We start from the raw sequence: 26,206 nt of genomic DNA, 5'->3' as shown, positions 1-26,206 counted from the left end.
AAAAAATGATCTTCTTTTTGATTAATATTTGCACTCCATATTTCTTGACATTCGTGCATAATCTGCGGATGAAATACATCGATTCAAACAAGCTTTCTGATCCTCAGTTCAAGCGATACACGGGCATCTCATGGTCAACCTTCTATTTGATGGTTGTGCAATTGCAGAAGCATGTCCCTGCCAAAGGCAGACCACCCAAGTTAAGCCTGGAGGATCAGGTTCTGCTCTGTTTGAGCTATTGGCGGGAAAATACCGAACCTTATTTCACGTTGCGACGAGTTACGGGGTTTCAGAGCCCACAGCCTCAAGAATTGTCCGTCATGTTGAAGACTGCCTGATTCGGTCCAATCTTTTTAATTTACCTAAAGATTTACCCGAGGGCAAAGGCATAGACTGGAATGTGGTGATCGTGGATGCCACAGAAATTCCAATCCAAAGGCCTAAAAAAACAGAAGAAAAGCTATAGCGGCAAGAAAAAGACCCATACCTTTAAAGTACAGGCCATGATTCACTACAAGACTCAGCAAATTCTGAGTTTATGTACCAGTCGTGGTGCTGTACATGATTTCGAGCTCTTCAAACGCAATTTAAACCAGATTCCTTCAGGAGCCTTTGTTCTTGCAGATAAAGGTTATCAGGGGATTTATACTTTGTATCCCAATAGCCTGTTGCCCTTAAAAGCCAAAAGACGCTGTAAATTGGATCCTGAACTAAAAATCTATAATCAGGAAATCAATAAAAGAAGAATAGCAATTGAGCATGTATTTGGCAGCCTGAAAACCTTCAAGATCCTTGCGGAACGTTATCGCAATAGAGCTAAAAGACTTGGTTTGAGATTCAATCTAATTGCTGGAATTTATAACTTGGAGCTGAGTAAAAAATGATTTATGAAAGAGGTCTATTATCAATTATTACTTCAGTAAAAAACTTGTTGTGATCAGAGTTAGTTAATATTTCGACTGAGATTGGTAATAGTTTTCTTTTATTAATAAGTTCTAAACTATGACAAAGGCTATGAATTTCAGGGATATTAGTTACGGCTTGTCTAAAGTTTATAGTTAAGGGGTGACTAATTTTTTTGCCCATCAATTCTGAAAACGTTGCAAATATATTCACTCCCTCTGTTGATTTTGGTTTGGCTTGAACTTGACCACTTGTGCCTAATGGTAAATTTAGACCATGATGCTCATGTACTGTTTCAAGTTCAATTTTTTGATAAGAAAGAAAACACTTTACTAAATTAAGCATCCCATAATATAAGAGAGTTGCTCTGGTAGGAAGTAAAACACTGTTTGCTGCCTTATAGAATGATTCTGCAAGTGATGAAAAGTATAAAGCTCTTTCTAGAAAAGTTTTGTTTGGGTCTCTGCTTTTGGAAATTTTTTGCTGTAAATGTGAGTTGATGAGTGACCAAAGATCACTTGTTAATATTTGCTGATCACCAGCCTTAAGATTCGCAAAAGAAAAACGTAATTTATTATATCTAAATAAAGCTATTTCGCCTTTTTCTAATGATTTACTCATTTTCAGCTCAATTAAAAAACCCGCTATCAAAATAGCGGGTTTTTTAATCAATTACAATCTGTAACGATTAGTGCTGTAACACCGAAATATCAGCCACTTTGGTAAACAAGTCACGAAGCTGTGCAAGCATACGTAAACGGTTTGCTTTTAGGTTAGCATCATCAGCCATTACCATTACACCATCAAAGAACGCATCTACAGGCGCACGAAGTGCAGCAAGTGCAGACAACGCAGCAGTGTAGTCTTTCGCAGCAAATAACGGCTCAACCACAGGTGTAATTTTCGCAAGTTCAGCGAACAATGCTTTTTCAGCATCTTCAACTAAGTTTGCTTCAACTACAGAGCCTTCAGGTGCAGCTTCTTTGGCAAGAATGTTGGCAACACGCTTGTTTGCAGCAGCAAGAGCAGCAGCTTCAGGCAATGCACGGAAGTGATTAACCGCATTTACACGCTTGTCAAAATCAAGTGGAGATTTTGGCGACAACGCTTGAACCGCTTGAATCACATCAACCGCAACACCTTGGTCTTCGTATTTCGCACGGTAACGACCTTCTAGGAATGCAACAGCATCCGCCAAAGTCTTATCGTGGTCTTTCAATACATCGCCATACGCAGCAAGTGCAAGTTTGATGAGATCTTCAATTGATACATCTAGCTCGTTTTCAGTCACAAGACGTAAGATACCAATTGCAGAACGACGCAGTGCAAACGGGTCTTTAGAACCTGTCGGCGCTTGACCAATACCGAAAATACCCGTCAATGTATCTAAACGGTCAGCAAGGGCAATCGTTGTACCTGTTTTGGTTTTCGGTAAAACGTCACCTGCAAATTTAGGTAAATACTGCTCACCTAAAGACTCAGCAACTTCATCATTTTCGCCTTCAAGACGTGCGTAGTAAGTCCCCGCAATACCTTGAAGTTCTGGGAATTCACCCACGAGTTCAGAGGTTAAGTCACATTTCGCAAGAAGTGCCGCTTTTTCAGCGTCGGAAGCATTTGCACCTGTAATTGGCGCGAGTGCTACAGCGAGTTTCGCAATACGTTCAGACTTGTTCCAAAGCGTGCCCAATTCTGCTTGGAAGACCATGTTTGCAAGTTTCTCTTTACGAGATGCAAGCGGTTGTTTTTGGTCTTGTAAGAAGAAGAATTCAGCATCCGACAAACGTGGACGAACCACTTTCTCGTTACCTTCAATAATTTGTGTCGGGTCTTTCGACTCAATGTTTGACACAGTAATGAAGTACGGTTGAAGTTTATTGTCGCTGTTCACTAAGCAGAAGTACTTTTGGTTGTCCTGCATGGTGGTAATCAAAGCTTCTTGCGGTACAGCAAGGAAGCGTTCTTCAAAACTTGCACGAAGCGCAACAGGCCATTCAACCAATGCTGTCACTTCATCACGAAGATCAGCAGGTACAATCGCAATGGCATTGACTTCATCAGCAAGTGCTTTGACTTGACCGTCGATGATTGCTTGACGCTCTTCAAAAGAAGCCACCACGTAAGCTGCTTTTAACTTACTTAAGTATTCGTCAGCATGCGTTAAAGTGATTGCTTCAGGTGCATGGAAACGATGACCGAAAGTTACGTTTCCTGCTTTGTGATCTTGAATGGTTGCATCAACCACATCGTTGTCTTTAAGCAATACCACCCATTTTACAGGACGTACGAATTCAGTACGGCTAGCAGCTGAACGCATACGTTTTGCAATTGGTAAGTTATCAAGCGCAGTTTGTAAAATTTGCGGTAAAAGCACGTCTAGGCTTTGACCTTTCACATCTTTTAAGTAGCATACTTTTTCGACTTTACCCGCTTGGAAAGTCGATACTTGATCTACAGTGATGCCTTGACCACGCATAAAGCCTTCTAAAGCTTTGGTTGGATTGCCTTCAGCATCAAATGCTGCTTGTTTTGCAGGGCCATCAAAACGTTTTTGCGTGTCCGCTTGCGCGCCATCAACGTTGACAATTTTTAATGCCAAACGACGTGGAGCTGCGTAGGCTTCGATAGAATCGAATGCAAGACCTGCATCTTTTAAGCCCTTTACAGTTTCAGCTTGCAGCGCATCACGTAATTTTTTTAAGCTTTTTGGTGGAAGTTCTTCACAGCCTAATTCGAACAAAACGGTATGTTTAGACATTATTTGCTCTCCTTAGATTCAACTTTTGTTTCTGCTTCAACTTGTGCTTTTAATTGCGCCAAAACTTCGTCACGCAGTGCAGGTTCTGCCATAGGGAAACCAAGTTTCGCACGTGCTGCTACATAACTTGTAGCAATCGAACGTGCCAACGTACGTACACGTAAGATATAACGCTGACGTTCAGTCACTGAAATTGCACCGCGGGCATCAAGTAAGTTAAAGCTATGAGATGCTTTGATCACTTGCTCATACGCAGGAAGTGGAAGTTCCGCTTCGATTAAACGTGTCGCTTCAGCTTCATAGAAATCGAACAGTTCGAACATCTTGTCGACTGGTGCATATTCAAAGTTATAGGTTGATTGTTCAACTTCGTTTTGATGGAACACGTCACCGTACGTTACTGTACCAAATTGACCTTTGGTCCAAACCAAATCATATACAGAATCAACACCTTGCAAGTACATGGCAAGACGCTCTAAACCATACGTGATTTCGCCTGTGACTGGGTAGCATTCAACACCGCCAACTTGTTGGAAGTAAGTAAACTGCGTTACTTCCATACCGTTGAGCCATACTTCCCAACCAAGACCCCAAGCGCCCAGTGTTGGAGATTCCCAGTTGTCTTCTACGAAACGAATGTCGTGTACAAGTGGGTCAATACCAATCGCTTTTAATGAGTCTAGGTACAACTGTTGGATGTTGTCTGGGTTTGGCTTAAGCACCACTTGGAATTGGTAGTAGTGTTGCAAGCGGTTTGGGTTTTCGCCATAACGACCATCTTTCGGACGGCGTGATGGTTGCACGTATGCAGCGTTCCAAGTTTCAGGCCCAAGCGCACGTAAGAATGTCGCAGTGTGGAATGTCCCTGCGCCCATTTCCATGTCGTAAGGTTGTAATACAACGCAGCCTTGCTCGGCCCAGTAGTTTTGTAAGGCAAGAATTAAGCCTTGGAAGGTATCAATATGCGATATGGCGCGACTCATGGTCATCCACTTAAAATTAGAGAAAAATTGCCCTTAAGTATAAGGATTTTGCTAGACAGTGGCAAAGGTTTCCACTGAAAAGCCATCGTATCGCTTGAATGTGTAATGAGCTGTAGGAATAAAAAATCAAGATTGGTAATTTTATAATGTTATGTTATAACGTTTCAAAATTTAACAAGAAAGCAATTCTGAGGAAAATAGGCAACATTTACGTATGTTGGGGTTAGTGCTTGTCGCAGGTTTAGTTACAGCTTGTGGGGGTGGGGGCTCTTCACAGCAACAAGTGCAAGATGAAGGACAGCCACAGCCCAATTTAGCTTTAGGACATTTGGCTGTCGTGAGTCAGGAGAATGAGCGTGCCGCATTATCGCTTTATGATTTAAAGCAAAATAAAACGGTCTTTAATACGGCGTTAAAGCAATTGCCTTTGGCGCTGTATAGCAGCCCAAGCTATGGTTATGCGTTATTTATGGATCGTGTGGCAGGTGAGGTGAGTTTTGTGGCAGCAGGTTCGCAGCCTAAGATTTTAGACTATCGTTTATATGGCGCAGCCCCAACGCATTACCGTCAAATGAATGGGCAAGCGGCAGTGTTTTATGATGGCAGCGAGACTCAAAGCTCTAAATTTGATGTGTTTACTGACCAAGATATTGCCCAAGGTTTAGTGGCTTCACAGCGTCTACCATATAAGCATCATGGGGTAGCAGAACCACGTGGCAATATGGTGCTCAGTAGCTATTTAGCTGAAGGGGAAACGCAGCTTAGCATGGTGAAAAGCTATGCCCAACATGGCGATCATTACCATGAAGAACAAACTTTAAGTCATGCCTGCCCAGGTCTACACGGTGCAGCATCTAATCAAAACTTTATTGCCTTTGGCTGCCAAGATGGAGTGCTGTTAGTCGAGCAACAAGGGCAACGCTTTATTGATACTAAAATTGCGACCCCAGTCCGTATTGGCACTTTACTCGGACATGAAAAAGTTAGTGATTTAGTTGCGTTAGCGTCAACACAACAAGAGCTGTTTATTGTTGATCCAGCCAACCAACAAGCCGATCTTGTGGCATGGACTGACCAACCACTAAAACGCTTAAAGCAAAGTTTTAGTAGTAGCGGAAAGTATTTTGTGATTTTGGATGATCAGGGCGGTCTATCTATTTTAGAGAGCAGCACATGGCAAGTGATGCATTACCTACCTGTATTCAGCAAAGCTACTGACTTAGCACAAACGCAATTGGCAATGCATGGTAGGCAAGATCATGTCTTTATGAATGATGCAGCAGCTAAGCAAATTATCCAGATAGATTTAACGACAGGCCAGATAGTGCAACGCATTCAGCTTGATGTTGTGCCAAAGCAAATTGCATGGTTAAAAAACTAAAGCTTATGACAAATAAAAAATGCTGCATAAAGCAGCATTTTTTATTGAGTTTTAATTTAGAAGCGACCTTTCATCCCTAAATTGACTTGGGTACGACTACTGTCACCATTCACATCTGCTAAATGACGCACATCGCTATACACATAGTATAAATTAGCCAATTGCGCTTGAATACCAAGACCGGCTTCAATAGAGCTTTCTTCATAACTTTCAGTTAGACGAATTTCTGAACCGTCGGTTAAAGACACTAAACTTAATTTATGATCAGGCGCAAATTCATGGCGATAGTTGAGTAAACCATAAACGCTCACTGGACGCTCTTTATAGTTAAAGCCATGATTCACTTGTGCACCGATACGCGCTAATACACTGCTAGTGCTGTCTGCAATGACGTTAGAATACGCATCTTGTGTATCACGATAGGTGGTATAGATATACGACAACTGGGCTTGCGGCTCAATTTTGGTTTGTTGACTTAAGTTAAAGGCACGACCTAACTCCAGCGATGTCGCACTTTGCCATGCTTCCCAAGTGAAATCAGGTTCTGCTTGCACTTCAATTGAATTTTCAATGTAATTCATCTGAGTGACCAGATCTAAATACAGATTATTGTTAAAGGTCGCTGTGTAGTAAGCACCAAAACCAAAACTATCGGTATCAATCGAACTGTTTTGATGGCCTAAACCTAATTTTAAGCGCTCGTTATCATAGGTTTTGGCGTTGGCATGAATGAAATGATTCATTAAACCAAAACGATGTTTGCTGTTGGCTTTATCAATGGCAAAGTGTTCTCCACCTAACTGATAACCCATGCTGTATTGGTTGTAGTCAAACTGTGTGTTGCCATTTTTATCAACGCTGTTGCCGAGTAAACGACCCCACGTGGTTTTATAGTTGGCATCAGGTTCATAAGGACTACCAATTCGTTGATATAGGCTGCCAATTGTACTGAGGCCTGTTTCAATGTTAGATGATAGGGTTGAAATATAATTACCAATCCCAGCACGGTAGGTGCTGTATAAATACCAGTCGCCATCATTTGGATCGGCAGGGCTATTTTGTAGTAAGTTATACTCAAAGGCATTGACTTTAATTGGACCATTGGCTAAAGCAAACTGTGCATTTGATTCGCCATCGACATCAATCACTTTAATGCCTTGTTGAGTATAGGCACCTTGTCCACCTACATTTTCAACATGAACCAAAGCATTGCCTTGCGTATTGCCTTGAATGGCAAGAACGTCGGTTATGCTCTTGTCATCACCCAATATGGTTTGAATCAGGATATTGGAATTGGCTTGACCGATATAGTCATCCGTTAAGGTTAAACGACCAAAATCACGGCCATTAGGATCAATAAATGAACCAGCGTGCCCTGTAAGTAATCCACCGACAAAACCTTGACCGCTTAAAGTTGCTTTATCTAATACATTTAAAGCTTGGTTGTTGAGTAAGCCATCAACACGTAGTGTACCTTGATCTACATTAGTTACGCCTGCAAAATCTTGGCTTTGACCAGTAATGTGCTGGGTACCTGTACCAACTTTGTTATAACCACCTTGACCAGTAAATTGGCCTGCAAAGCTGGTATCGTTGGCTGTACCTGCGGTTAGCACTGTGTTACCAGTGTAAACTGTACCGGCACTACTGCTTAAATCTTGAATTTGTGTGGCTTTGTCAGTGATTTTACTCACATCAAACACAGCATCTTCATGGGCCAAATGTACGCCTGAACTATGTTGTAGATCACCGCCTTGAGCCAAGGCTAAGCTCGCATTTTCGATGATGGTCTTACCGTTATAGGTATTTTTTCCCTCAAAAATGACCGTACCATTTTGATTGCTGCGATTAACAATATGGAAGTCGCCAGCTTGCGTCACACCTTCAGTATTGCTAAATACGCCTTTAAAACGGCTCTCAGTGCCATTGGCATCAATCTTGCCGCCTAATTCATTCATGGTGAAATCATTGGCATAGAAGCCTGATTCATTGCCATGATCTATTTGTAAAGTACCACCTTCAAAGATCGGGCGTACGTTCACGCCTAAGTCAGGCAGATAGGTAGTAGACCCATTGAGTTTGGTACTTTGATAATAGCTTTGAGCTAAATCAATATGGGTCCATGCCTCAACTGGTGGATTGACTGGGGGGGGAACTGGATTGGTAAAAGGACTTCCAAGGAGATACTTATAATCTATGACTGCATAATCTCCTGCTGCAATATCTCCAACCTTAAAGCCCATACCGATTGCATAATCGCCATATTCACCATAAACCTCACCTGACAAATAACGGTCTGGATCATGGAAAGCACCTTCTTTTTGACCATTAATTGTAGCACTCCAACCATTGAGGATTGCTGTATTGTGTTCATAGGAAGATGTAGAATGAATACCAATCATATTGCCGGTCAGTGGACCTTCAGCATATACCCAATTATTTTCATTAAAATCTGGGTTGTTAGCATCGCCACGTTTATTAATAGTCACATATCTATCACTAGAAATAGCTGGGAGCTCATAACCATCAGAATCTGGATCAATGGCTGTTAAGAATTTAACATTGGTTAGATTCTCTTTAGCAAAGATTTTTGTTTCTACTGCAATACCATGTAATGTGTTATCTACACTATATTGATTGGTAATATTGTAATACACCTTTCCATCAGTATGTGTATACTGTCCAGTCCAAGAAGCACTTTGTTGTCCTTTACTATTATCAATGACTTGATGTTGAGTAGATGAAATGGTCTCAAAATCTTTTTTGGGCTTCGCAGATAAGTTATTTTCGTTACTTTGAATTCCAGTTTCGCTAGTCGATACAGCAAAAATTTGCCACGGCCCACCAGGAGTTAGGTAGTCACGTTGTGGATAAAATAAACCATTTTCCGTAGGGTCATATAAAATCCCTAAATTATTTTGCTTACCTGAGCCAAACGTACCAATGTCACTAATGGAAACCTCTACTACACTGTTTTCCAAAACAGTACTAGCATGACTAACGCTCACTCCAAAAAGAACTAAAGTTGCTGCAACACCACTGCACATCAGTTTCTGACTTTTAGTGTGTCCCTTTGCATGTTCTGATGCAACAACATACTCCCCAGTTGCCTTATTAAAGACATTTTTAAATACCCGATTCATTGTTATTATCTCTTAAGAAGATTTGCGACATAATTAACATTTTTTGATTTTTTTGTAAATGTGACAAAACTTTAATAAAATTAAAAACATATAAAAGAATCACATAAAATTTAAACCATATGGAAATTAAGAAATATTAAGAAAATAATTATATATGTCTGTTATTTAAGGTATTTTTATTTTATAAGGCTGATGTTTGAAATCATAAATACGGTGTCTAGACTATATTTTAATGTAAAAATCCTAACTTTATGTCAGAGATAAAAACTTTAAGGCTTATACATGAAAAAGCGCTACATAGAATGTAACGCTAAGCAGGCTTACTTTTTCGAGTCGTACACAGTACGCATAGAATGAGTTGCAGAGTCATGCTGAGCATGTAAGTGTTGTTTTGGCATGACTAGCCATAATACAAGATAAACTAAAATTCCTGGAAAGGCGGCACTCATGATGGAGATGAAAATAAAGATTATACGCAATAAGTTTGCGTTCCAACCAAAACGTTCAGCAATACCACCCATCACCCCTGCAATCATATTCGAGCGCTGCGAGCGATATAAACCAACATTGGCCATTGAGTTCTCCTAAAAATATCAGCTAAATAGATGAGCTACTTATAAAATGGGGCTCATCTTATCGTCTTTAAAGTAATACTCTTAAAAAAATAGTTAATTTATGTAAGTAGGATGTCTCGAATATAAATAGTTGCATAAAATAAATGAGATACAAGATCTAGCAGACCAATCAGATCATATATATTATGAACAATCATATAACTAAGATTGGGTGCAGGATAATTCAACTTAATCGTATAGGGAAAGTTTAAGTGCGATTAAAACAGCAAAATATCACCGTGGGGTTAGCGCTATGCATGTTGACCCTAACGGCCTGTGATCTTCAATATTCAAGTGATAATCCTATAGTCGATCAAGGACTACGTGACAAAATTGCTCAGCACGTTGAAGGGCAAAGGTTACGTCAGATTGCTAGTGAGGTAGTCGCACCGGGGCGTAGCCGAGTCAGCAACAGTAAAGTACCCGAGCAAGCTCGGCCTTATATAGGGCGTTATAAAGTAGTAATGCGCTGCGATGATCCTTTTATCCATTGTAAAGAGGGCACAGCAGACTTTGTGATTAGCTTATTAGAAGATGGTAGTGCACACCGGAGTATTATTTACCTCGGCAGTATTCAGTCTGCCTCTGAAGATCAGTATCGTCAAGATCGTTGGTCATACCAACCTGAAAGCCATCAAATCATTTTGCATCGAGCCAGTGGCGTTGAGTTTTTCTATAATATTGATCGCGATGGTAATATTGTGATGGACTTAGAGAAGATTGCCAATGCGACGGCGGTGAATCGTGACTATTTTGCCAAGACCAATCGTTTTCCGACACAGGCCTATAAATTAATTAAGATTGAGTAAGCTTAAAACGAAAAAAATCCAACATTACATAAGTAATATTGAATATAAAAACTTAAATCTTTGGATTGAATGGTGGGTCGTCCGCGACTCGAACGCGGGACCAATAGATTAAAAGTCTACTGCTCTACCAACTGAGCTAACGACCCATTCAAATTTTACTGCAGGAGATCTATCTAGAAGATGGTGGGTCGTCCGCGACTCGAACGCGGGACCAATAGATTAAAAGTCTACTGCTCTACCAACTGAGCTAACGACCCATCTCAAAGATCTATCAAAATAAGTGGTGGGTCGTCCGCGACTCGAACGCGGGACCAATAGATTAAAAGTCTACTGCTCTACCAACTGAGCTAACGACCCATCTCGTTTTGATGGGTCGTATTGTAGCAAGATTTGCAGACAGCGCAAGGGAAAAATCACAAAGTTTTGCATGGTTGCTTATAAATGCAACAAATTGCGTTTTTTCTATCAAAAAACAACCAATTTAGAAGCGATATTTATACGCTTGGATATTGTGATAGATTTCCGGAGTTAAATCACAGTAGCTTTTTTGACCAGGCAACAAGACCAAAATACGCTCATTGGTTTCATTTAGATTAAAACCTTGGGTTTTTAATTTGTTTTTAAGGTATTTAAAAGTTCCTGTGGTTTCCACTTGCTCTTGTACCCGCACAAATAACGGTACTGCATAGGCTGGAAGCTCATTTTTAAAATGGCTGAGCATATCGCTTAAGTCTTGTTGATTAAGTGTAGCATTTTCGGCAAGTGTAATTGCTACCATCCCGGCACGACCGTTGGTATGTGGTACTTCAACTCCATAAACCACTGCATTGGCGATTTTAGGGTAGTCGCTGACAATGTTTTCGACTTGTGTCGTAGAAACATTTTCACCTTTCCAGCGGAAGGTATCGCCTAAACGGTCAATAAATTGAGCATGACGGAAGCCAATATCACGGACTAAATCACCGGTATTAAAATAAGCATCACCTGGTTTAAACACGTTTTGCATAATGACGGCTTTATTTTTGCTACTGTCGGTATAGCCATCAAAGGGTGAGCGACGAGTAATTTTACCAATTAAAAGACCTGTTTCGCCTTTTTTAACCCGTTTACAGTAACCATTGGCATCTAAAATCGGTTCGTTTTTGTCTTTATCAAACTCAATCACCGCATAAGGGGTAGGTGAGAAACCAACAGTATTGTCAAAGTTAAACACGTTGCTAAAGCCAACATTGCCTTCACTTGAGCCATACAGTTCTAGAACTTCTTCAACCCCAAAACGAGCTTTGAATTTGTCCCAAATGTTAGGGCGCATACCGTTGCCAATCATTTTTTTGACGCGATGATCGCGATCGAGCTCGGATTCAGGTGCATCCATTAAATAACGGCATAGTTCACCCACATAGCCAATGGCAGAGGCATCAAATTTTTTCACATCCTGCCAGAACGATGAGGTTGAATATTTACGACGAATCGCAAGGGCACCACTACTAGCAATCACGCCACACCAACACACCACAATACCTGTGGCATGATATAGCGGTAGGGTCACGTACATGACATCATCTTTATTTAAGGCTAAAACATGACCATAGGTGCCATAAGCAAGTGTCCAACGACTATTACTAAATACCACAGCTTTAGGTAAACCGGTGGTACCAGAGGTATAGATATAAAACAGTCCATCTTTACCTTGGACTTTGCCCGTAGTGGGTGGGTTAAAGCGAGCAAAGTTGTCGATCAATTGTGCTAAATTTAAATAGCCATTTGGTGCTGTACCATGTTGTACAGTTGTGGGTTGATCAGCAAACCAATGGAAGCGATCTTCATTAATTTCTAGGGCTTGACGGATGTCATCCACAGCAGCACGGCACTCTTCACCCACAATTAAAGCAATCGGTTTTACTAAATTAATGCTATGAATCAGCACTTTGCCTGTTTGTGAGGTGTTAACTAGAGCTGCTGTTACCCCAAGTTTTGCTAACCCTAAAACCGTGGCAATCAGTTCAGGGCGGTTTTCTAGCATCACTGCAATCACGTCGCCTTTACGTGCACCAAGTGATAGATAGTAATGGGCAATTTGGTTGGCCCAAGCATTGAGCTGATTATAGGTAAATTTTTGCTCTTCAAACAGTAAAGCATAGCCATGTGGATTACGTTTCACTGCTTTTTCGAAGGCAAGGCCTAGTCCCGCAGGCGTATTAGACGTCCGCAAATAAGCTTGTTTGAGACCACTAATTAAGTGTGGCACTTTGCGCATAAACTTCGGCAATTTTGCTGCAACTTCAGCAATACCAATAAGATCGCTCTGTGATTTTTGGCTCATAAGAATCCTATTTATTCGTCATCTAATCCCATGGACTAGCTGGGGTGAGTGATTAGATTTTATAACAATAACGTGCTAAAACGATTAAAAAAACCCAGCCACCGAAGTGGCTAGGTTTAGTTAAAACTTTGGCCTATGCCATGCTTTATTCGGCAGTTGGTGTCGCTTTTTTAGGTGGACGACCACGTGGACGACGTGGACGTACATTTTTATCCTTGCTGACTTTGGCTGCATCTTCAGTAGCTGCTTCATCAGTAAGCGCAGGTGTTTGAGCATCAGCTTGAGTTAAAGCAGTGATTTCAGTCACTTCTGCTTCAATCTCTACCGCAACTTGTTCTGAAAGCTCAGGCATAGGTGTGGCTTCGGTTTCAGCAACAGCGCTTACTTCAATGTTGGCTTCAGCTTGAGTTGCAAGTGGTGCATCTACTGCAGCGCTGTTCGCTACTTCAGCAACCGGTGCTGTAGGAACTTCGGCGGCCACTTCTTGCGCTTTTTTGGCTTGCTCAAACGCTTGTTCAGCAGCTTGTTTAGCCAAGCGACGACGCTCACGCGGGTCATTGGCCACACGTGCGACTGCTTTAGGTGGCGTAAGTTCTAACACTGGTGCTGGTTCTGCTTCAGGTTGTGCTTTGGCAACTGCAACATCACGAGTAACAGGCTTCTTCTCAGCTTGAACTTCAGCCGGCGCTGCACCTTTGGCGATGCTTGCTGCATATTCATCAGTGAATTTTTGCAGGGCACGGTTAAAGGTTGGTAATAAGCCAAACTGTTCAATGAGTACTGAACAATCCTCACCATAAACATGACGAATTAAGCTGCCAATGTTGTATTGCGCTAAAGTAGGTACTTCAGTGGCACGCAATTTAGGCGCTTGTGTCTGCTGTGCTTTGGCTTGGCGTTGTTCACGACGACGTTGACGCGGATCGTTGCTGGCACGTTTGACTTGCTGTTGTTGCGGTTTTTCTTCCACAGCTACAGGTGTCTCAACCACTTGTTCCACTACAGCAACTTCAGCTGGCGCTTGAACTGGTGCTTTTTCAGCTTTACGTTCACGTTGCTCATTGCGCGGTTGACGATGTGGACGTTCTTGACGTTCCGCTTTCACTGCAGCTTGTGCAGGCGCTAAAGCCACGATATCACTTTGCGCTTGGTCAACATTCACCACCAAGGCAGTTGGTGTGATGTCCTGACGCGGTACTTCAACGACCTCAACTTTAGGTTGTTTATCATTGACAACTGCGACAGCAGCAACTGGTGCAGAGGCTGGCGTATCATTTAAGACGCTTGGATCACGTTGACGTACTGGACGTTCTGGGCGTGGTTGATTGCGACGGTCACGACGTGGTACAGCTTGTTCAGCAGCTTGCGCTTCTGGCTGTGCTTGTGCTGGCTCATTGTTATGATGCTGACGACGTGAGTTGCGTTTGTTTTCACGCGCTTCTTGACGTTGCTCTTGACGCGAGATTTGTACGACTTCTTCATGTACTTGATGTACAGGCTCTGGTGTAGCAACTTGTTCGCGTGGCTCTTTATGCTTGTTGTTACGTGGTTTTTTGTTGTTGCTGTTATGGCGTGGTTTTTCTTCACGTTCTACAGGCTTGTCATCACGTTCAGTTTTAGCCACGGTTGATGGGGCTAAATAAGCATTGTTGCTTTCAACAACCGCTGCAGCAGGAGCAGGCGCAGCAGCTGTGTGATTCACTTGACCAAATTGACCACGGCTCACTGCACCACCATTGACCATTTGTTCAATTGCAGCAGCAGCATTGTTGGCGGTACGTGCTTGATCCACAGTTTTGGCTTGTTTTTGTACAAACAAGTTTTCTAACCATGCACATGGGCTAGATGCAGCAGCTTGTGGTTGTGCTGGCGCAGCAACTTGTGGCTGAGCTGGTGCATGATTGTGCTGCTGTTTAGGCGCACGTTTATTGGTTTTTTCTTGTTGTGGTGCTTGCGCAGGCGCAGGAATGTGCTCTGCTTCTTCTAAATGCCACTCAGACGATTCATAACCCAATTCTTTTTCACTGTTACGGGTTGCTTCTGTACGCTCGTAACTGGTTGGCGCAAAGCCTTCTGGGTTATATGAAATTTCGTAGTGTGGCGTTTCTAAATGCGGATGCGGTAAAACGGTTACACGTACATTTGAAGTTTGTTCTAAGTAAACTAGGCTATGACGTTTTTCGTTTAACAAGAACGCGGCAATTTCGACAGGCACTTGTACTTGAACTTCACCATGACGTTCACGCAGTGCAATCTCTTCCACTTTACGCATGATGGACAGTGATAAAGAACGTAAGTCACGTACCATACCAGTGCCATGACAGCGTGGGCAGACATAACCTGTTGCTTCTTCTAAAGATGGACGTAAGCGTTGACGGCTCATTTCCATTAAACCAAAACGTGACAATTGACCAAATTGAATACGTGCGCGGTCGCTTTGCGTCGCTTCGCGTAATTTGGCTTCCACCATACGCTGGTTACGGTCTTTGGTCATGTCGATAAAATCGATCACCACTAAACCGCCAATATCACGTAAACGAAGTTGGCGCGCGATTTCTTCAGCGGCTTCTAAGTTGGTATTTAGTGCAGTTTCTTCTACATCATGACCACGGGTTGATTTCGCTGAGTTAATGTCAATGGACACTAAAGCTTCAGTTTGATCAATCACGATTGAACCGCCTGAAGGCAATTTCACTTCACGTTCATAAGCCGTTTGAATTTGGCTTTCGACACCAAAATGCGCAAATAAAGGCTCATTTAAAGTATAAGTTTTCAGCTTATCTAACTGACGTGGCATCACCGCTTTCACAAAGTTATACGCTTCGTTATAGGCTTGTTCTGAGTCAATTAAGATTTCAGCGACATCATCACGTAGATAGTCACGAATGGCACGTGTTACCACGCCCGCTTCTTGATGCACTAACATCGGAGATGGACCTGAACTTGATGTGCTTTGAATTTGCGCCCAAAGATCCATTAAGTGTTGAAGGTCGAGTTGTAACTCTTCTTGTGAGCGACCAATACCCGCAGTACGTACAATCACACTCATACCGCGTGGAATGTTTAAGGCTGCCAACATTTCTTTGAGTTCTTCACGCACTGCACCCGAAATTTGACGGCTAATACCGCCACCTTTTGGATTGTTTGGCATTAAAACTAAATAACGACCTGCAAGCGAAATAAAGGTCGACAGTGCAGCACCTTTATTACCACGTTCTTCTTTTTCCACTTGCACTAAAAGTTCAGTGCCTTCAGTGATCAATTCACGAATGTTGGTGGTTTGACGCGGGTCAGCTTGGTAATAAGAATTGGCAATTTCGCGCATCGACAAAAAGCCCTGACGCTGTGCACCATATTCAACAAAGACAGCTTCAAGTGATGGCTCAACGCGAGTCACGTGACCTTTGTAGATATTGGATTTTTTCTGCTCACGGGTACGGTTTTCTAAATCAAAATCGTAAAGACGCTGACCAGTGACAAGTGCAACGCGAATTTCTTCAGCATGTGTTGCATTAATCAACATACGTTTCATGGGTGTAACACCTTATAGTGATACACAGCATAAGGTCGCGACTTGCTTAAAAAACATCACGGATCAATGCTTAGATTTGTTCTAAGCTTTTTTAACCTGCCAAATGGGTTGGCTAAGGTGTATGATTCTCGTATTGATGGTTAAGCAATACGGCTTCAATCTTTAAACGATTAAAGTCAACCTGCGTGTTTCACTGGCGGACATGCGGTGCATTGGATGAGTAACTTTCACTGTCACATTGCTCGAAGAGCATCCCTCTCTTTTAGATAGAATGTCTTGATACGGAATGAACGTCGTATCTTTACAAATTGTGCAGATCCAATGCATCAAACGCTGTAGCCTGAAATAGTGCAGGGGCGACGAATCTGATGTGTATCAGTTTACGTTTAAAAACCAACCTAAGGTTGGCGACATATTTTTTCGGGCAAACTGATTTCTGTACCGAGGTACAAATTAACGCAACAGTTTGCAGGTTTTGCCGATATAATAAGCCCTCGGCGTTGGCATATTCTTTTGGGACCTTTCCGAGCTAATTGAGTGATTCATTTAATTGAACAAAGCCTAAAAACAGGTTTTTGTTTAAATTCCGACTCAGTTACGGTGGTTTCCGTGCGCTGACTATATCAAACCTTGCATCATCTGCCTATGGGCTAAACTGATCTTTCTTGTGAAAAGAATAGCCTAACCGAACATTTTTTATTCAATTTTAGTATTTTTTTAGGTCATAGTAACTGTATGAATTCTACCCAACAATGGCAAGCTGTCACTTGGTTCGAAGTTGATGAACATCAATTGGATCAGCGTATTGATAATTTTTTATTTAGCCGTTTAAAGGGCGTACCCAAAAGCCGTATCTATCGTTTGATTCGTGAAGGGCAAGTGCGCGTCAATAAAAAACGTATTAAAGCAGAAACTAAACTTAAAATTGGCGATCAAATTCGCGTGGCGCCGATTCGTTTTGAGCAAAAAGAAGAAGCTGCTGTTTCAGATAAAGTGGCGCAAGGCTTGTTGGCCCGCGTTGTGTATGAAGATGAAGGCCTCATGGTTGTCAATAAACCTGCAGGGATTGCAGTCCATGGTGGTAGCGGTGTGGCCTATGGCTTAATTGAAGGCTTGCGTGCAGCGAGTGGTAAAAAATACCTAGAATTGATTCATCGTATTGACCGTGATACCTCAGGTTTGGTGATGATTTCTAAAAAACGCAGTGTGTTAAAAACCTTGCAAGATATGCTGCGCGAACACAAAATCCAAAAGACCTATGCGGCTGTGGTTAAAGGTAAAGTAGCTTTAGATAAGCAACTAATTGACCAGCCTCTACACCGTTATGAACTACCAAATGGCGAACGTCGCGTGCGTGTCTCTAAAGAAGGTAAAGAGTCAAAAACCCAGTGGAATGTACAAGAACGCTTTATGCATGCCACTTTGGTGTATGCATCACCATTATCGGGTCGTACTCATCAGATTCGTGTGCATGGTTTAAGTATTGGTCATCCGCTGGTAGGCGATGAAAAGTATGGGCATGAAACTGAATACAAAGGGCCTAAGCCACGCCGTTTGTGCTTACATGCGATGCGTCTTGAGATTCCAGGCTATCCTGTGATTGAAGCGCCATTGCCTGAAGATATGCAAAGCACTGTAGCGCAGTTACGTGCGCAAAAAGCTGATAAAGTAGTGACCTTTGTCGAAGATGATGAATAAGCATAAGCTTATTTAAATCCATGCTCTCCCTGAATAAGCTGAATTTAGGACAGAGTGAAGCAGTCTAATACTGAATCAAATAAAGGAACGCAATGAAAAAACCAGTAGAACTGATTATCTTTGATTGGGATGGTACATTATTTGATTCAGTGGGGCAGATTGTAGCCAGTCTACAATTTGCCGCCCAAAAGTTTAATCAACCTTTAACTTTTGATGCTGCTAAAAGCATTATTGGTTTAGGTTTACCGGAAGTGGCACAGACCCTGTTTCCACATGTACCTGAACTACATGCTGATATTTTGCAAAGTTACTCGGAGCATTATGTTGCCAACTCTAAAGGCGATGCTTGGTTTAGTGGTGTGGCTGAAATGTTACAAGCATTAAAAGCACAAGGGGTACAACTGGCTGTAGCTACAGGTAAAAGTCGTAAAGGTTTAGACCGCGTATTAAAGCAAACTCAAAGTGAAGATGTGTTTGTAGTGACTCGTGCAGCGAGCGAAACCAAATCGAAACCAGATCCCCTCATGCTTAAAGAAATTTTAGCCGTTACGGGTGTTCAAGCTGAGCAGGCCATCATGGTTGGTGACAGCAGCTATGATTTACATATGGCCGCTCACCTTGCTATGCCAAGCGTAGGGGTAAGTTATGGTGTACATTCGGTCGAGCTATTACAGCAATTTAAACCGCTGTATATTGCTGCAGATGTTCAGGCATTACAGCAGTTTTTGTTAAACCAAGTTACACAAGTTGAAGTCGCTTAAGGGCTGAATATGTTAAAAAGGAGGACAGACTATGAGCCTTTTTAGCTTTATTGAATACCATCCTGAGCTTCATTTGATTTAACGGCATGGCTGCAATAATTTTCACTCAGCAGCAGCTTTGCCAAGCTCAAGCCCCATAGCGCGATTTTTTTTATTATCTTTTAGTCGTAGATGTAGGTTTTTTTTAAATTGATCGCTTTTGTTGTAGCAATTTTTGTATAGAGAAAAGTAGCCTATTTGTATTAGGTTATTAATTTTTCTTAAAATTATAAAAATGCTTTATAGGCTTTAACTATTGTAAAAAATAAAATAAGTATTGGCATAAAGGCGCTAGATTGTCGATTCTAAATAGGTTTATACCTATATCCATCGCAAAAATTCAGCACTTTCACTGTACAAGCACGCTTGAGTGAGCATAGTTTGAGCTGAGATTTTCTGCATGGTATACGTCCAATTTTTGCAGTTTAAGGAAACATTGATGTCGAATTCTGCTGTTGTTGAATCAGTTGCTCAAGCGCTGCGTGATGCAGAAGTTAATCAAGCTGCGATCGCACCGATCCGTCCACAATTAGGCGGTGAAACTGCTGATGTAGATATTGCTTACGCAGTTCAAGAAATCAATACCAAACGTGCGTTGGCTGAAGGCCGCCGTTTAGTGGGTCGTAAGATTGGTTTAACCTCAAAAGTTGTGCAAGCACAGCTCGGTGTAGATCAACCTGACTTTGGTATGTTATTTGCCGATATGGCGTATGGCGATGGTGAAGCGATTCCTGCGGGTCTATTGATTCAGCCAAAAGTTGAAGCAGAAATCGCATTAGTTCTTAAAGCAGATTTAACCCAAGAAAAACACACTTATGCCGACATTATCAGCGCGACTGATTATGCACTTCCTGCGGTAGAAGTGGTGGATAGCCGTATCGAAAACTGGAAAATCTCATTGATTGATACTGTAGCCGATAACGCCTCATCTGCAGCATTTGTTTTAGGTTCTCGTCCTGTAAAACTGGATAACCTTGATCTTGTTAATTGCAAGATGGTGATGACTCGCGCTGACGAAGTGGTTTCTCAAGGTGTTGGTAAAGCGTGTCTTGCAAACCCACTTAATGCTGCGGTTTGGCTTGCAGATGAAATGGTACGTCGTGGTCGTCCATTACTTGCAGGTGATATCGTATTAACAGGTGCGCTTGGTCCTATGGTTGTAGCGAACCCAGGTGATGAATTCAAAGTTGAAATTGAAGGCTTTGGTTCAGTAACTGCTGCTTTTGCTGCTGAATAAATCGAAATTTAGAGAGTACATTCATGAAAAAGATTAAATGTGCAATGATCGGTCCAGGTAACATTGGTACAGATTTGCTTTATAAATTACAACGCAGCGAATGGTTAGAGCCAGTGTGGATGGTAGGTATTGACCCTACTTCTGAAGGCCTTGCACGCGCAGCGAAAATGGGTTTAAAAACCACTGCTGAAGGTGTTGATGGTCTTCTTCCTCACGTGCTTGAAGATGACATCAAAATTGCTTTCGATGCAACATCTGCATACGTACACGCTGAAAACAGCCGCAAGTTAAACGAACTTGGCGTACTGATGATTGACTTAACGCCTGCAGCGATTGGTCCATTCTGCGTACCACCAGTAAACTTAGAAGCATTGCTTGCAGCTGGCGAAGTGCCAAACGTCAACATGGTAACCTGTGGCGGTCAAGCAACAATTCCTATGGTTGCTGCAGTATCTCGCGTTCAACCTGTTGAATACGGCGAAATCATTGCAACTGTATCGACTAAATCTGTTGGTCCTGGTACACGTAAAAACATTGATGAATTTACTCGTACAACTGCGGGTGCAATTGAGAAAGTGGGTGGCGCGAAACAAGGTAAAGCGATCATCATCATTAACCCTGCTGAGCCACCACTAATGATGCGTGACACGGTTCATTGCTTAGTTGAAGGTGAACCAGATCAAGCGGCGATCACTGAATCAGTACACGCAATGATTAAAGAAGTTCAAAAATATGTACCTGGTTACAAACTTGTAAATGGTCCTATTTTTGATGGTAACCGTGTTTCTATCTTCTTAGAAGTAGAAGGTTTGGGTGACTTCTTACCAAAATACGCGGGTAACCTCGACATTATGACAGCAGCAGCTGCACGTACTGCAGAAATGTTTGCTGAACACGTTTTTAACACTGCCGAAGCTTAAGGGAATACCACAATGTCTAAGATTATTGTTCATGATATGACTTTACGTGATGGTATGCACCCACAGCGCCATCAAACCACTGTTGAGCAAATGATTGCCATTTCAACAGCACTTGATGATGCAGGCGTACCTTTAATTGAAGTGACTCACGGTGACGGCCTTGGTGGTTCATCAGTAAACTATGGTTTTGCTGCTGCAACTGACGAAGAATACCTATCTGCTGTTGTGCCACGTATGAAGAATGCAAAAGTTTCTGCACTTCTTCTTCCTGGTATTGGTACGGTTGACCATTTAAAAATGGCACACGAAATTGGTGTATCAACCATTCGTGTTGCAACGCACTGTACTGAAGCGGATTGTTCTGAACAGCACATCACTGCTGCACGTAAGTTAGAAATGGACACAGTGGGCTTCTTAATGCTTGCTCACATGGCAACTCCTGAGCGTCTTTTAGAAGAAGCGAAGAAGATGGTGTCTTACGGTGCAAACTGTATCTATGTGACTGACTCTGCAGGTTACATGCTTCCGCAAGATGTAATTGATCGCGTTGGTCACTTACGTCAACATTTGGATCCAAGCATCGAACTTGGTTTCCACGGTCACCATAACTTAGGTATGGGTGTTTCTAACACTGTTGCTGCTGTTCAAGCAGGTGCGGTACGTGTTGACTTGGCATCTGCGGGTCTTGGTGCTGGTGCGGGTAACACGCCACTTGAATTGTTCATCGCGGTTGCAAATCGTATGGGTATGGACACTGGCGTTGACTTGTTCAAAGTACAAGACGTGGCTGAAGACCTTGTGATTCCAATGATGCACAACCCAATTCGTGCAGACCGTGATGCAGCGACTTTAGGTTATGCGGGTGTTTACTCGTCATTCCTATTGTTTGCTAAACGTGCTGAAGCGAAATATGGCGTATCTGCGCGTGAAATCTTAATGGAACTTGGTCGCCGTGGTACGGTTGGCGGTCAAGAAGACATGATCGAAGATTTGGCATTAACCATGGCAAAAGCACGTGAATTGCAAGCTTAAGGCTTAAAGTTCATAAAAAAAGCACCCAATTGGGTGCTTTTTTGTGCGCAAATATTTGATTTATAGATAAAATATATGTTTTTAGATGTTTTATATATTATAAGCGTATATTATTAGTGAGCATGCATTTTTTATTTAAACTTAAAAACAATTAATTTTTTAGAATTAATAAATGTTAAAAAATAAAAGTAAAAAAAGATTAAATACAACAAGGCTTTATTTTGATTAAATGGAAAAAAATTAAAAATGAGTTATTGGTAAAAGCTCTAATTTATTCAATTTGCTTAACAATACGACGGTATAGCAGAAAATAAGATTAAGACTCTAGTCGGATTTTTTTATTGCAGTGATTTTTGCATGATGAGCGCAAGCCAGCATCATCTAGACTTAAGGAATGTAGCCATGCGTCGCCAATTATTAAGCACAGCCATCTGTGCCGCTACACTAGCATTAGGGACAACTGCAACTCACGCGGATTTTATTGACGATAGCCAAGTTCAGCTTAAGTTTAAAAATTTTTATTTAGACCGTCAAATTGCAGATCAACCACAAAATAACTGGGGATCTTGGTCACAGGGTGTGACTTTAGATGCGAAGTCGGGTTATCACGATATTGGTGGTGGCGTACACGTCGGTGCAGACCTTTTAGTACAACATGCCTTTAAATTGAATGGTCGTGATAAAAATCCAGATTGGATTTTGCCGCATGATGGCAAAGAGTCAAAGGATCAATTTGGTAAAATTGGTGCGACCTTAAAGGCCAAAGTGTCACAAACCGAATTAAAAGTAGGTGAGTTACTGCCAGTATCACCAGTATTGGTCTTCGACCCATCACGTCAATTGCTGACCACCTATAATGGTGCATGGTTAGAATCTAAAGATCTATTGGATGATACTAAATTTACTGTAGCCTATATTGATAGCATCAATAATCGTTATGACAACCAGTTCCGTGATTTAACCAAATTTGCCCCGCCTCAATTTGACAATGGTGCAGCAGCAGATGGGATGTGGATCGCTGGGGTCGATCATCAATTAACTAAAGAAGTGGGGCTAAGCTATTGGTATGCAGATGTGCAAGACATCTATCAACAGCATTATGTCGGTTTAAACTACAACACCACATTAGGCGAAAAAACCAAACTGACTAGCCATGCGCGTTATTTTGATAATTCAGAATCAGGTGACAAGTTATATGGCAAGATTGATAACCAAGCGCTATCTTTAGGTGCCAAAATCAATCACGGTTCACATACATTTGGCTTAGGTTACCAACAAATGATGGGGGATAGTTCATTCCCAACATTGGGTGGTTGGGTACCACAGCCGTATTTAGTTAACTGGGGCGTTGCCACGTTTACAGCTGCTAACGAAAAATCAGTAGGTTTAACTTATGGCTATGATTTTTCTAAATTGGGTGTACAAGGTTTAAATGCCACTGCGGTATATATGATGGGCTTTGACGCTGATACAGCGGGCAAAAAAGATCAAGATTCACAAGAGTTGAATGCAATTGTGAATTACACTGTACCTGAAGGTAAACTCAAAGGTTTAGGTGTACAAGCCATGTATATTGATGCTGATTTTGATTATAAATCAGACTTACAGGAATATCGTGTGGCAACTACCTATACACATAAATTCTAAATTAAGCTTAAAAAGAGCAGTCTAAGCTGCTCTTTTTTATGTATAAATATTTTCAATTAAAATACCTGAATAAAAATAAGGCTTTAATTGAAGTTAAATACCTTATAAAACAATAGTTTAAATTATCGTTTTTTTATACGATTTGATCGTAAATTTATATCAGTTTTAGGCCAATGAACAGGTAATATGGAAGGGTTAAACCAGTCATACACTGAATAAAATCACTGAGGTTGGGGCAACCCGCCACAGTTTTACGCGATACGAGGAATAAGTATGAGCACTGTACAAATCCCTGAATACACCACTGATGCATTCTTTGGTTTAGAAGACAAATGGATTGAAACTGCTGAAGGCGAGCTTACCCATTACCACGAAATTGGTGAAGGTACACCAATTTTATTCTTACACGGTTCAGGTACTGGTGTATCTGCTGCGGCAAACTGGTGGTTAAACCTACCTGCAATTGGTGAACAAGCACGTTGTATCGCTATTGATACGATTGGTTATGGTCAAACTGTCGTTGCACCAGGTACAGAATATGGGATCCGTGCATGGGTAGATCACGCAGTACGTACTTTAGATGCGTTAGGCATTGAAAAAACGTGGTTAGTGGGTAACTCATTGGGTGGCTGGTTAGCTTTCCAAATGGCGCTTGACTATCCAGAGCGTATTTTAGGTATCGTTTCTATGGGTACTGGCGGTGCAAAACAAACAGCTGCACTAAAAGCACACGCAAACCCAGTATTAACAGAAGAAGGGATCAAAAAAACCCTTTCTATGTTTGTAGTGAACAAAGACTTGATCACTGACGAACTTGTAAAAGTACGTTTTGCTTCTGCTGCAAACGACTATGCATCAAACCGTTTGATGGATGTGGTTGGCGCACGTGACCGCGATCGTTTTGAATTCCCGCTTGATTTTGAAAAAATGAAAGACATTACTGTACCAGTATTGTTGATTCACGGTACGCAAGACGTGGTGATCCCGGTATCTCGTACTTGGGATATTTTAAACATTGTGCCAAATGCTGATGCGCATATCTTCAGCCAATGTGGTCACTGGTCACAAGTTGAAAAAGCTGAAGAATTCAACACTGTGATTAAAAACTACCTTGCAGTACATGGTGTAAAATAAGCCATATTAAAAAAGGATGACTTTAGGTCATCCTTTTTTTTGATTTAATCACCAAACTGATGATATTAAATGAATCTTATTCTCATATATAATTGATCAATTTGTTTAAATGCTGTGTAAAGCAGCGCTAAATCTTATTAGACTTAAGTTGTAGTTGGGGGTAAAAAAGCCTATTGCGCTCAGCTTGAAACATTTTCTTATGATTTTTTTTTCATTCAACACACTGACATACTATAAAATCGATCTTAGACTTAAGTCTATATTGTTTATAATTTAGGCGAAATTGCCCGTAAAAAAGCACCATCATTTATTGATAAAATAATGGTGCCCTTGATCTGACTGGTGAGTCGTAAAAAATTATTCTGTGTCGCGGCTAAAGCCCAAATAAAATACTCGGGTTAAAAGTTCCATAAACTTAGAAACCGCTATAGATGAACTGTTTTTACGGTAGCTAACATACAAGTCTAGATGCGGTAGCTCTACATCTAAAGGGCGAATCACCGTATTGCTCATCGTGAGCGGTGCAATGTAGCCCGGTAAAATGGTGCAACCTAAACCCATACCAATGGAGTTGATATTAAACAGAATATTGTCAGCTTTTTGCACAATATTTAGTTCAATATTATTGGCCTTGGCAAAATCTAAAATTAAGTTATGCAGTGTTTGTGACTGTTCTGCGGAAGGAATGATAAAATCTATACCATTCAATGCTTTAACAGGGATGCGCTCGTATTTTGCCAGCGGGTGGTCTTTCGGTAAAATAAAGATGAGAGGCTCACGCAACACAAATTGACTTTCAATTTCATCACTTTGTAGGCTTTGGCGAGTAAAAGTGATATCTAATTCACCTTTTTTAATCGCTTTACTCTGATCTGAGTTATTCATACTCAGCAATTCAATCTTCAGATCAGAATTTTGCACCCGTAAGTTAGGTAGTACATAAGGGAAGATTTTCATCTCAGCTACAGGTACAAAACCAATGCGTAACATTTGCTGTTTGGCTTGTGACACTTGGCGCGCCATCGCCACTGCCTTGTCTGCTTGAGCTAGCGTCAAACGGGCTTGTTCTAAGAACACAGCACCTTCTTCCGTGAGTTCAACCTTACGCTTAGTACGGTGTAATAACTTGACACCCACATCTTCTTCTAAGTCTTTAATTTGCTGACTTAATGAAGGTTGTGCTGTGAAAAGTTTTAAAGCCGCTTTACTGAAGTTAAGTTCTTCAGCCACGGTAATAAAATATCGAAGGTGTCGTAATTCCATATCACCAGTCCCAAAGAGTAATCCAAAAA

The 26,206-nt window shown here is 41.5% G+C and carries 19 protein-coding genes and 3 tRNA genes; 11 read left to right on the top strand and 11 right to left on the bottom strand.

Annotated elements, in window-relative coordinates:
- The first annotated feature begins 130 nt into the window (after positions 1-130).
- Together AC5YCI_RS10185 and AC5YCI_RS10180 are read left to right on the top strand one after the other, a co-directional pair.
- Positions 131-466 (top strand): transposase family protein, encoded by a 336-nt coding sequence (locus AC5YCI_RS10185; protein WP_496175437.1) that lies wholly within the window; start codon positions 131-133, stop codon positions 464-466.
- Positions 414-884: a transposase family protein gene (locus tag AC5YCI_RS10180; RefSeq protein ID WP_496129748.1), complete on the top strand. Its 471-nt coding sequence runs from the start codon at positions 414-416 to the stop codon at positions 882-884. The genes AC5YCI_RS10185 and AC5YCI_RS10180 overlap by 53 nt, the downstream gene beginning before the upstream one ends.
- A gap of 1 nt (position 885) precedes the next feature.
- On the opposite strand, the gene AC5YCI_RS10175 is transcribed toward AC5YCI_RS10180, so the two are convergent.
- The 3 genes from AC5YCI_RS10175 to glyQ all read right to left on the bottom strand — a co-directional run bounded on the left by AC5YCI_RS10175 (position 886) and on the right by glyQ (position 4,644).
- Positions 886-1,524 carry a YaaC family protein gene (locus AC5YCI_RS10175; RefSeq protein ID WP_496129749.1) on the bottom strand — a complete coding sequence of 213 codons (639 nt, stop codon included), beginning with the start codon at positions 1,522-1,524 and terminating at the stop codon, positions 886-888.
- 67 nt (positions 1,525-1,591) lie between these two features.
- Positions 1,592-3,661 carry a glycine--tRNA ligase subunit beta gene (gene glyS / locus AC5YCI_RS10170; protein WP_496129750.1) on the bottom strand — a complete coding sequence of 690 codons (2,070 nt, stop codon included), beginning with the start codon at positions 3,659-3,661 and terminating at the stop codon, positions 1,592-1,594.
- Positions 3,661-4,644: a glycine--tRNA ligase subunit alpha gene (gene glyQ, locus AC5YCI_RS10165; RefSeq protein WP_496129751.1), complete on the bottom strand. Its 984-nt coding sequence runs from the start codon at positions 4,642-4,644 to the stop codon at positions 3,661-3,663. Before glyQ ends, glyS begins: the two co-directional genes overlap by 1 nt.
- 214 nt (positions 4,645-4,858) lie before the next feature.
- Between glyQ and AC5YCI_RS10160 the strand changes: the two genes are divergently transcribed.
- On the top strand, positions 4,859-6,025 hold the full coding sequence (locus tag AC5YCI_RS10160) for a hypothetical protein (RefSeq protein ID WP_496129752.1): 1,167 nt from the start codon (positions 4,859-4,861) through the stop codon (positions 6,023-6,025).
- Between the two features lie 56 nt (positions 6,026-6,081).
- Here the strand turns inward: AC5YCI_RS10160 and AC5YCI_RS10155 are convergent, their stop codons facing one another.
- Together AC5YCI_RS10155 and AC5YCI_RS10150 are read right to left on the bottom strand one after the other, a co-directional pair.
- Positions 6,082-9,168 carry an autotransporter outer membrane beta-barrel domain-containing protein gene (locus AC5YCI_RS10155; protein ID WP_496129753.1) on the bottom strand — a complete coding sequence of 1,029 codons (3,087 nt, stop codon included), beginning with the start codon at positions 9,166-9,168 and terminating at the stop codon, positions 6,082-6,084.
- Positions 9,169-9,488: 320 nt separating this feature from the next.
- Positions 9,489-9,743 carry a PspC domain-containing protein gene (locus tag AC5YCI_RS10150; RefSeq protein ID WP_496129754.1) on the bottom strand — a complete coding sequence of 85 codons (255 nt, stop codon included), beginning with the start codon at positions 9,741-9,743 and terminating at the stop codon, positions 9,489-9,491.
- Between the two features lie 251 nt (positions 9,744-9,994).
- Here AC5YCI_RS10150 and AC5YCI_RS10145 point away from each other — a divergent pair, with 251 nt between their 5' ends.
- A complete protein-coding gene (locus AC5YCI_RS10145) occupies positions 9,995-10,591 on the top strand; it encodes a hypothetical protein (RefSeq protein ID WP_496175505.1) in 597 nt (198 codons plus the stop codon).
- A gap of 70 nt (positions 10,592-10,661) precedes the next feature.
- Here the strand turns inward: AC5YCI_RS10145 and AC5YCI_RS10140 are convergent.
- The 5 genes from AC5YCI_RS10140 to AC5YCI_RS10120 form a co-directional block, all read right to left on the bottom strand.
- Positions 10,662-10,737 (bottom strand) — tRNA-Lys (locus tag AC5YCI_RS10140).
- Between the two features lie 35 nt (positions 10,738-10,772).
- A tRNA-Lys gene (locus tag AC5YCI_RS10135) sits at positions 10,773-10,848 on the bottom strand.
- 24 nt (positions 10,849-10,872) lie between these two features.
- Positions 10,873-10,948 (bottom strand) — tRNA-Lys (locus tag AC5YCI_RS10130).
- 124 nt (positions 10,949-11,072) lie between these two features.
- A complete protein-coding gene (locus AC5YCI_RS10125; protein ID WP_496129756.1) occupies positions 11,073-12,914 on the bottom strand; it encodes a long-chain-acyl-CoA synthetase in 1,842 nt (613 codons plus the stop codon).
- A gap of 145 nt (positions 12,915-13,059) precedes the next feature.
- A complete protein-coding gene (locus AC5YCI_RS10120; RefSeq protein ID WP_496129757.1) occupies positions 13,060-16,446 on the bottom strand; it encodes an Rne/Rng family ribonuclease in 3,387 nt (1,128 codons plus the stop codon).
- 735 nt (positions 16,447-17,181) lie between these two features.
- Between AC5YCI_RS10120 and AC5YCI_RS10115 the strand changes: the two genes are divergently transcribed.
- The 7 genes from AC5YCI_RS10115 to AC5YCI_RS10085 all read left to right on the top strand — a co-directional run bounded on the left by AC5YCI_RS10115 (position 17,182) and on the right by AC5YCI_RS10085 (position 24,914).
- Positions 17,182-18,144, top strand: coding sequence for an RluA family pseudouridine synthase (locus AC5YCI_RS10115; protein ID WP_496129758.1), 963 nt, complete (start codon positions 17,182-17,184; stop codon positions 18,142-18,144).
- Between the two features lie 92 nt (positions 18,145-18,236).
- Entirely contained in the window at positions 18,237-18,905 is a 669-nt protein-coding gene (locus tag AC5YCI_RS10110; protein WP_496129759.1) for an HAD-IA family hydrolase, read from the top strand.
- Positions 18,906-19,383: 478 nt separating this feature from the next.
- Positions 19,384-20,181: a 2-keto-4-pentenoate hydratase gene (mhpD, locus tag AC5YCI_RS10105; RefSeq protein WP_496129760.1), complete on the top strand. Its 798-nt coding sequence runs from the start codon at positions 19,384-19,386 to the stop codon at positions 20,179-20,181.
- Positions 20,182-20,204: 23 nt separating this feature from the next.
- The gene (locus AC5YCI_RS10100) at positions 20,205-21,101 is read left to right on the top strand and encodes an acetaldehyde dehydrogenase (acetylating) (protein ID WP_168407266.1); all 897 of its coding nucleotides are present in this window, start codon (positions 20,205-20,207) and stop codon (positions 21,099-21,101) included.
- A gap of 12 nt (positions 21,102-21,113) precedes the next feature.
- Positions 21,114-22,133, top strand: a complete 1,020-nt coding sequence (dmpG, locus tag AC5YCI_RS10095) for a 4-hydroxy-2-oxovalerate aldolase (protein ID WP_496129761.1) — start codon at positions 21,114-21,116, stop codon at positions 22,131-22,133.
- Positions 22,134-22,535: 402 nt separating this feature from the next.
- A complete protein-coding gene (locus AC5YCI_RS10090) occupies positions 22,536-23,780 on the top strand; it encodes an OprD family outer membrane porin (protein ID WP_496129762.1) in 1,245 nt (414 codons plus the stop codon).
- 273 nt (positions 23,781-24,053) lie between these two features.
- Positions 24,054-24,914 carry an alpha/beta fold hydrolase gene (locus AC5YCI_RS10085; protein WP_496129763.1) on the top strand — a complete coding sequence of 287 codons (861 nt, stop codon included), beginning with the start codon at positions 24,054-24,056 and terminating at the stop codon, positions 24,912-24,914.
- 357 nt (positions 24,915-25,271) lie between these two features.
- Here AC5YCI_RS10085 and hcaR read toward each other — a convergent pair whose 3' ends face one another.
- The gene (hcaR, locus tag AC5YCI_RS10080) at positions 25,272-26,177 is read right to left on the bottom strand and encodes a DNA-binding transcriptional regulator HcaR (RefSeq protein WP_496175504.1); all 906 of its coding nucleotides are present in this window, start codon (positions 26,175-26,177) and stop codon (positions 25,272-25,274) included.
- Positions 26,178-26,206 lie beyond the last annotated feature (29 nt).

It is taken from the genome of Acinetobacter sp. CY17 (assembly GCF_059515825.1).
This window is presented reverse-complemented; position numbering and strand designations above follow the sequence as displayed.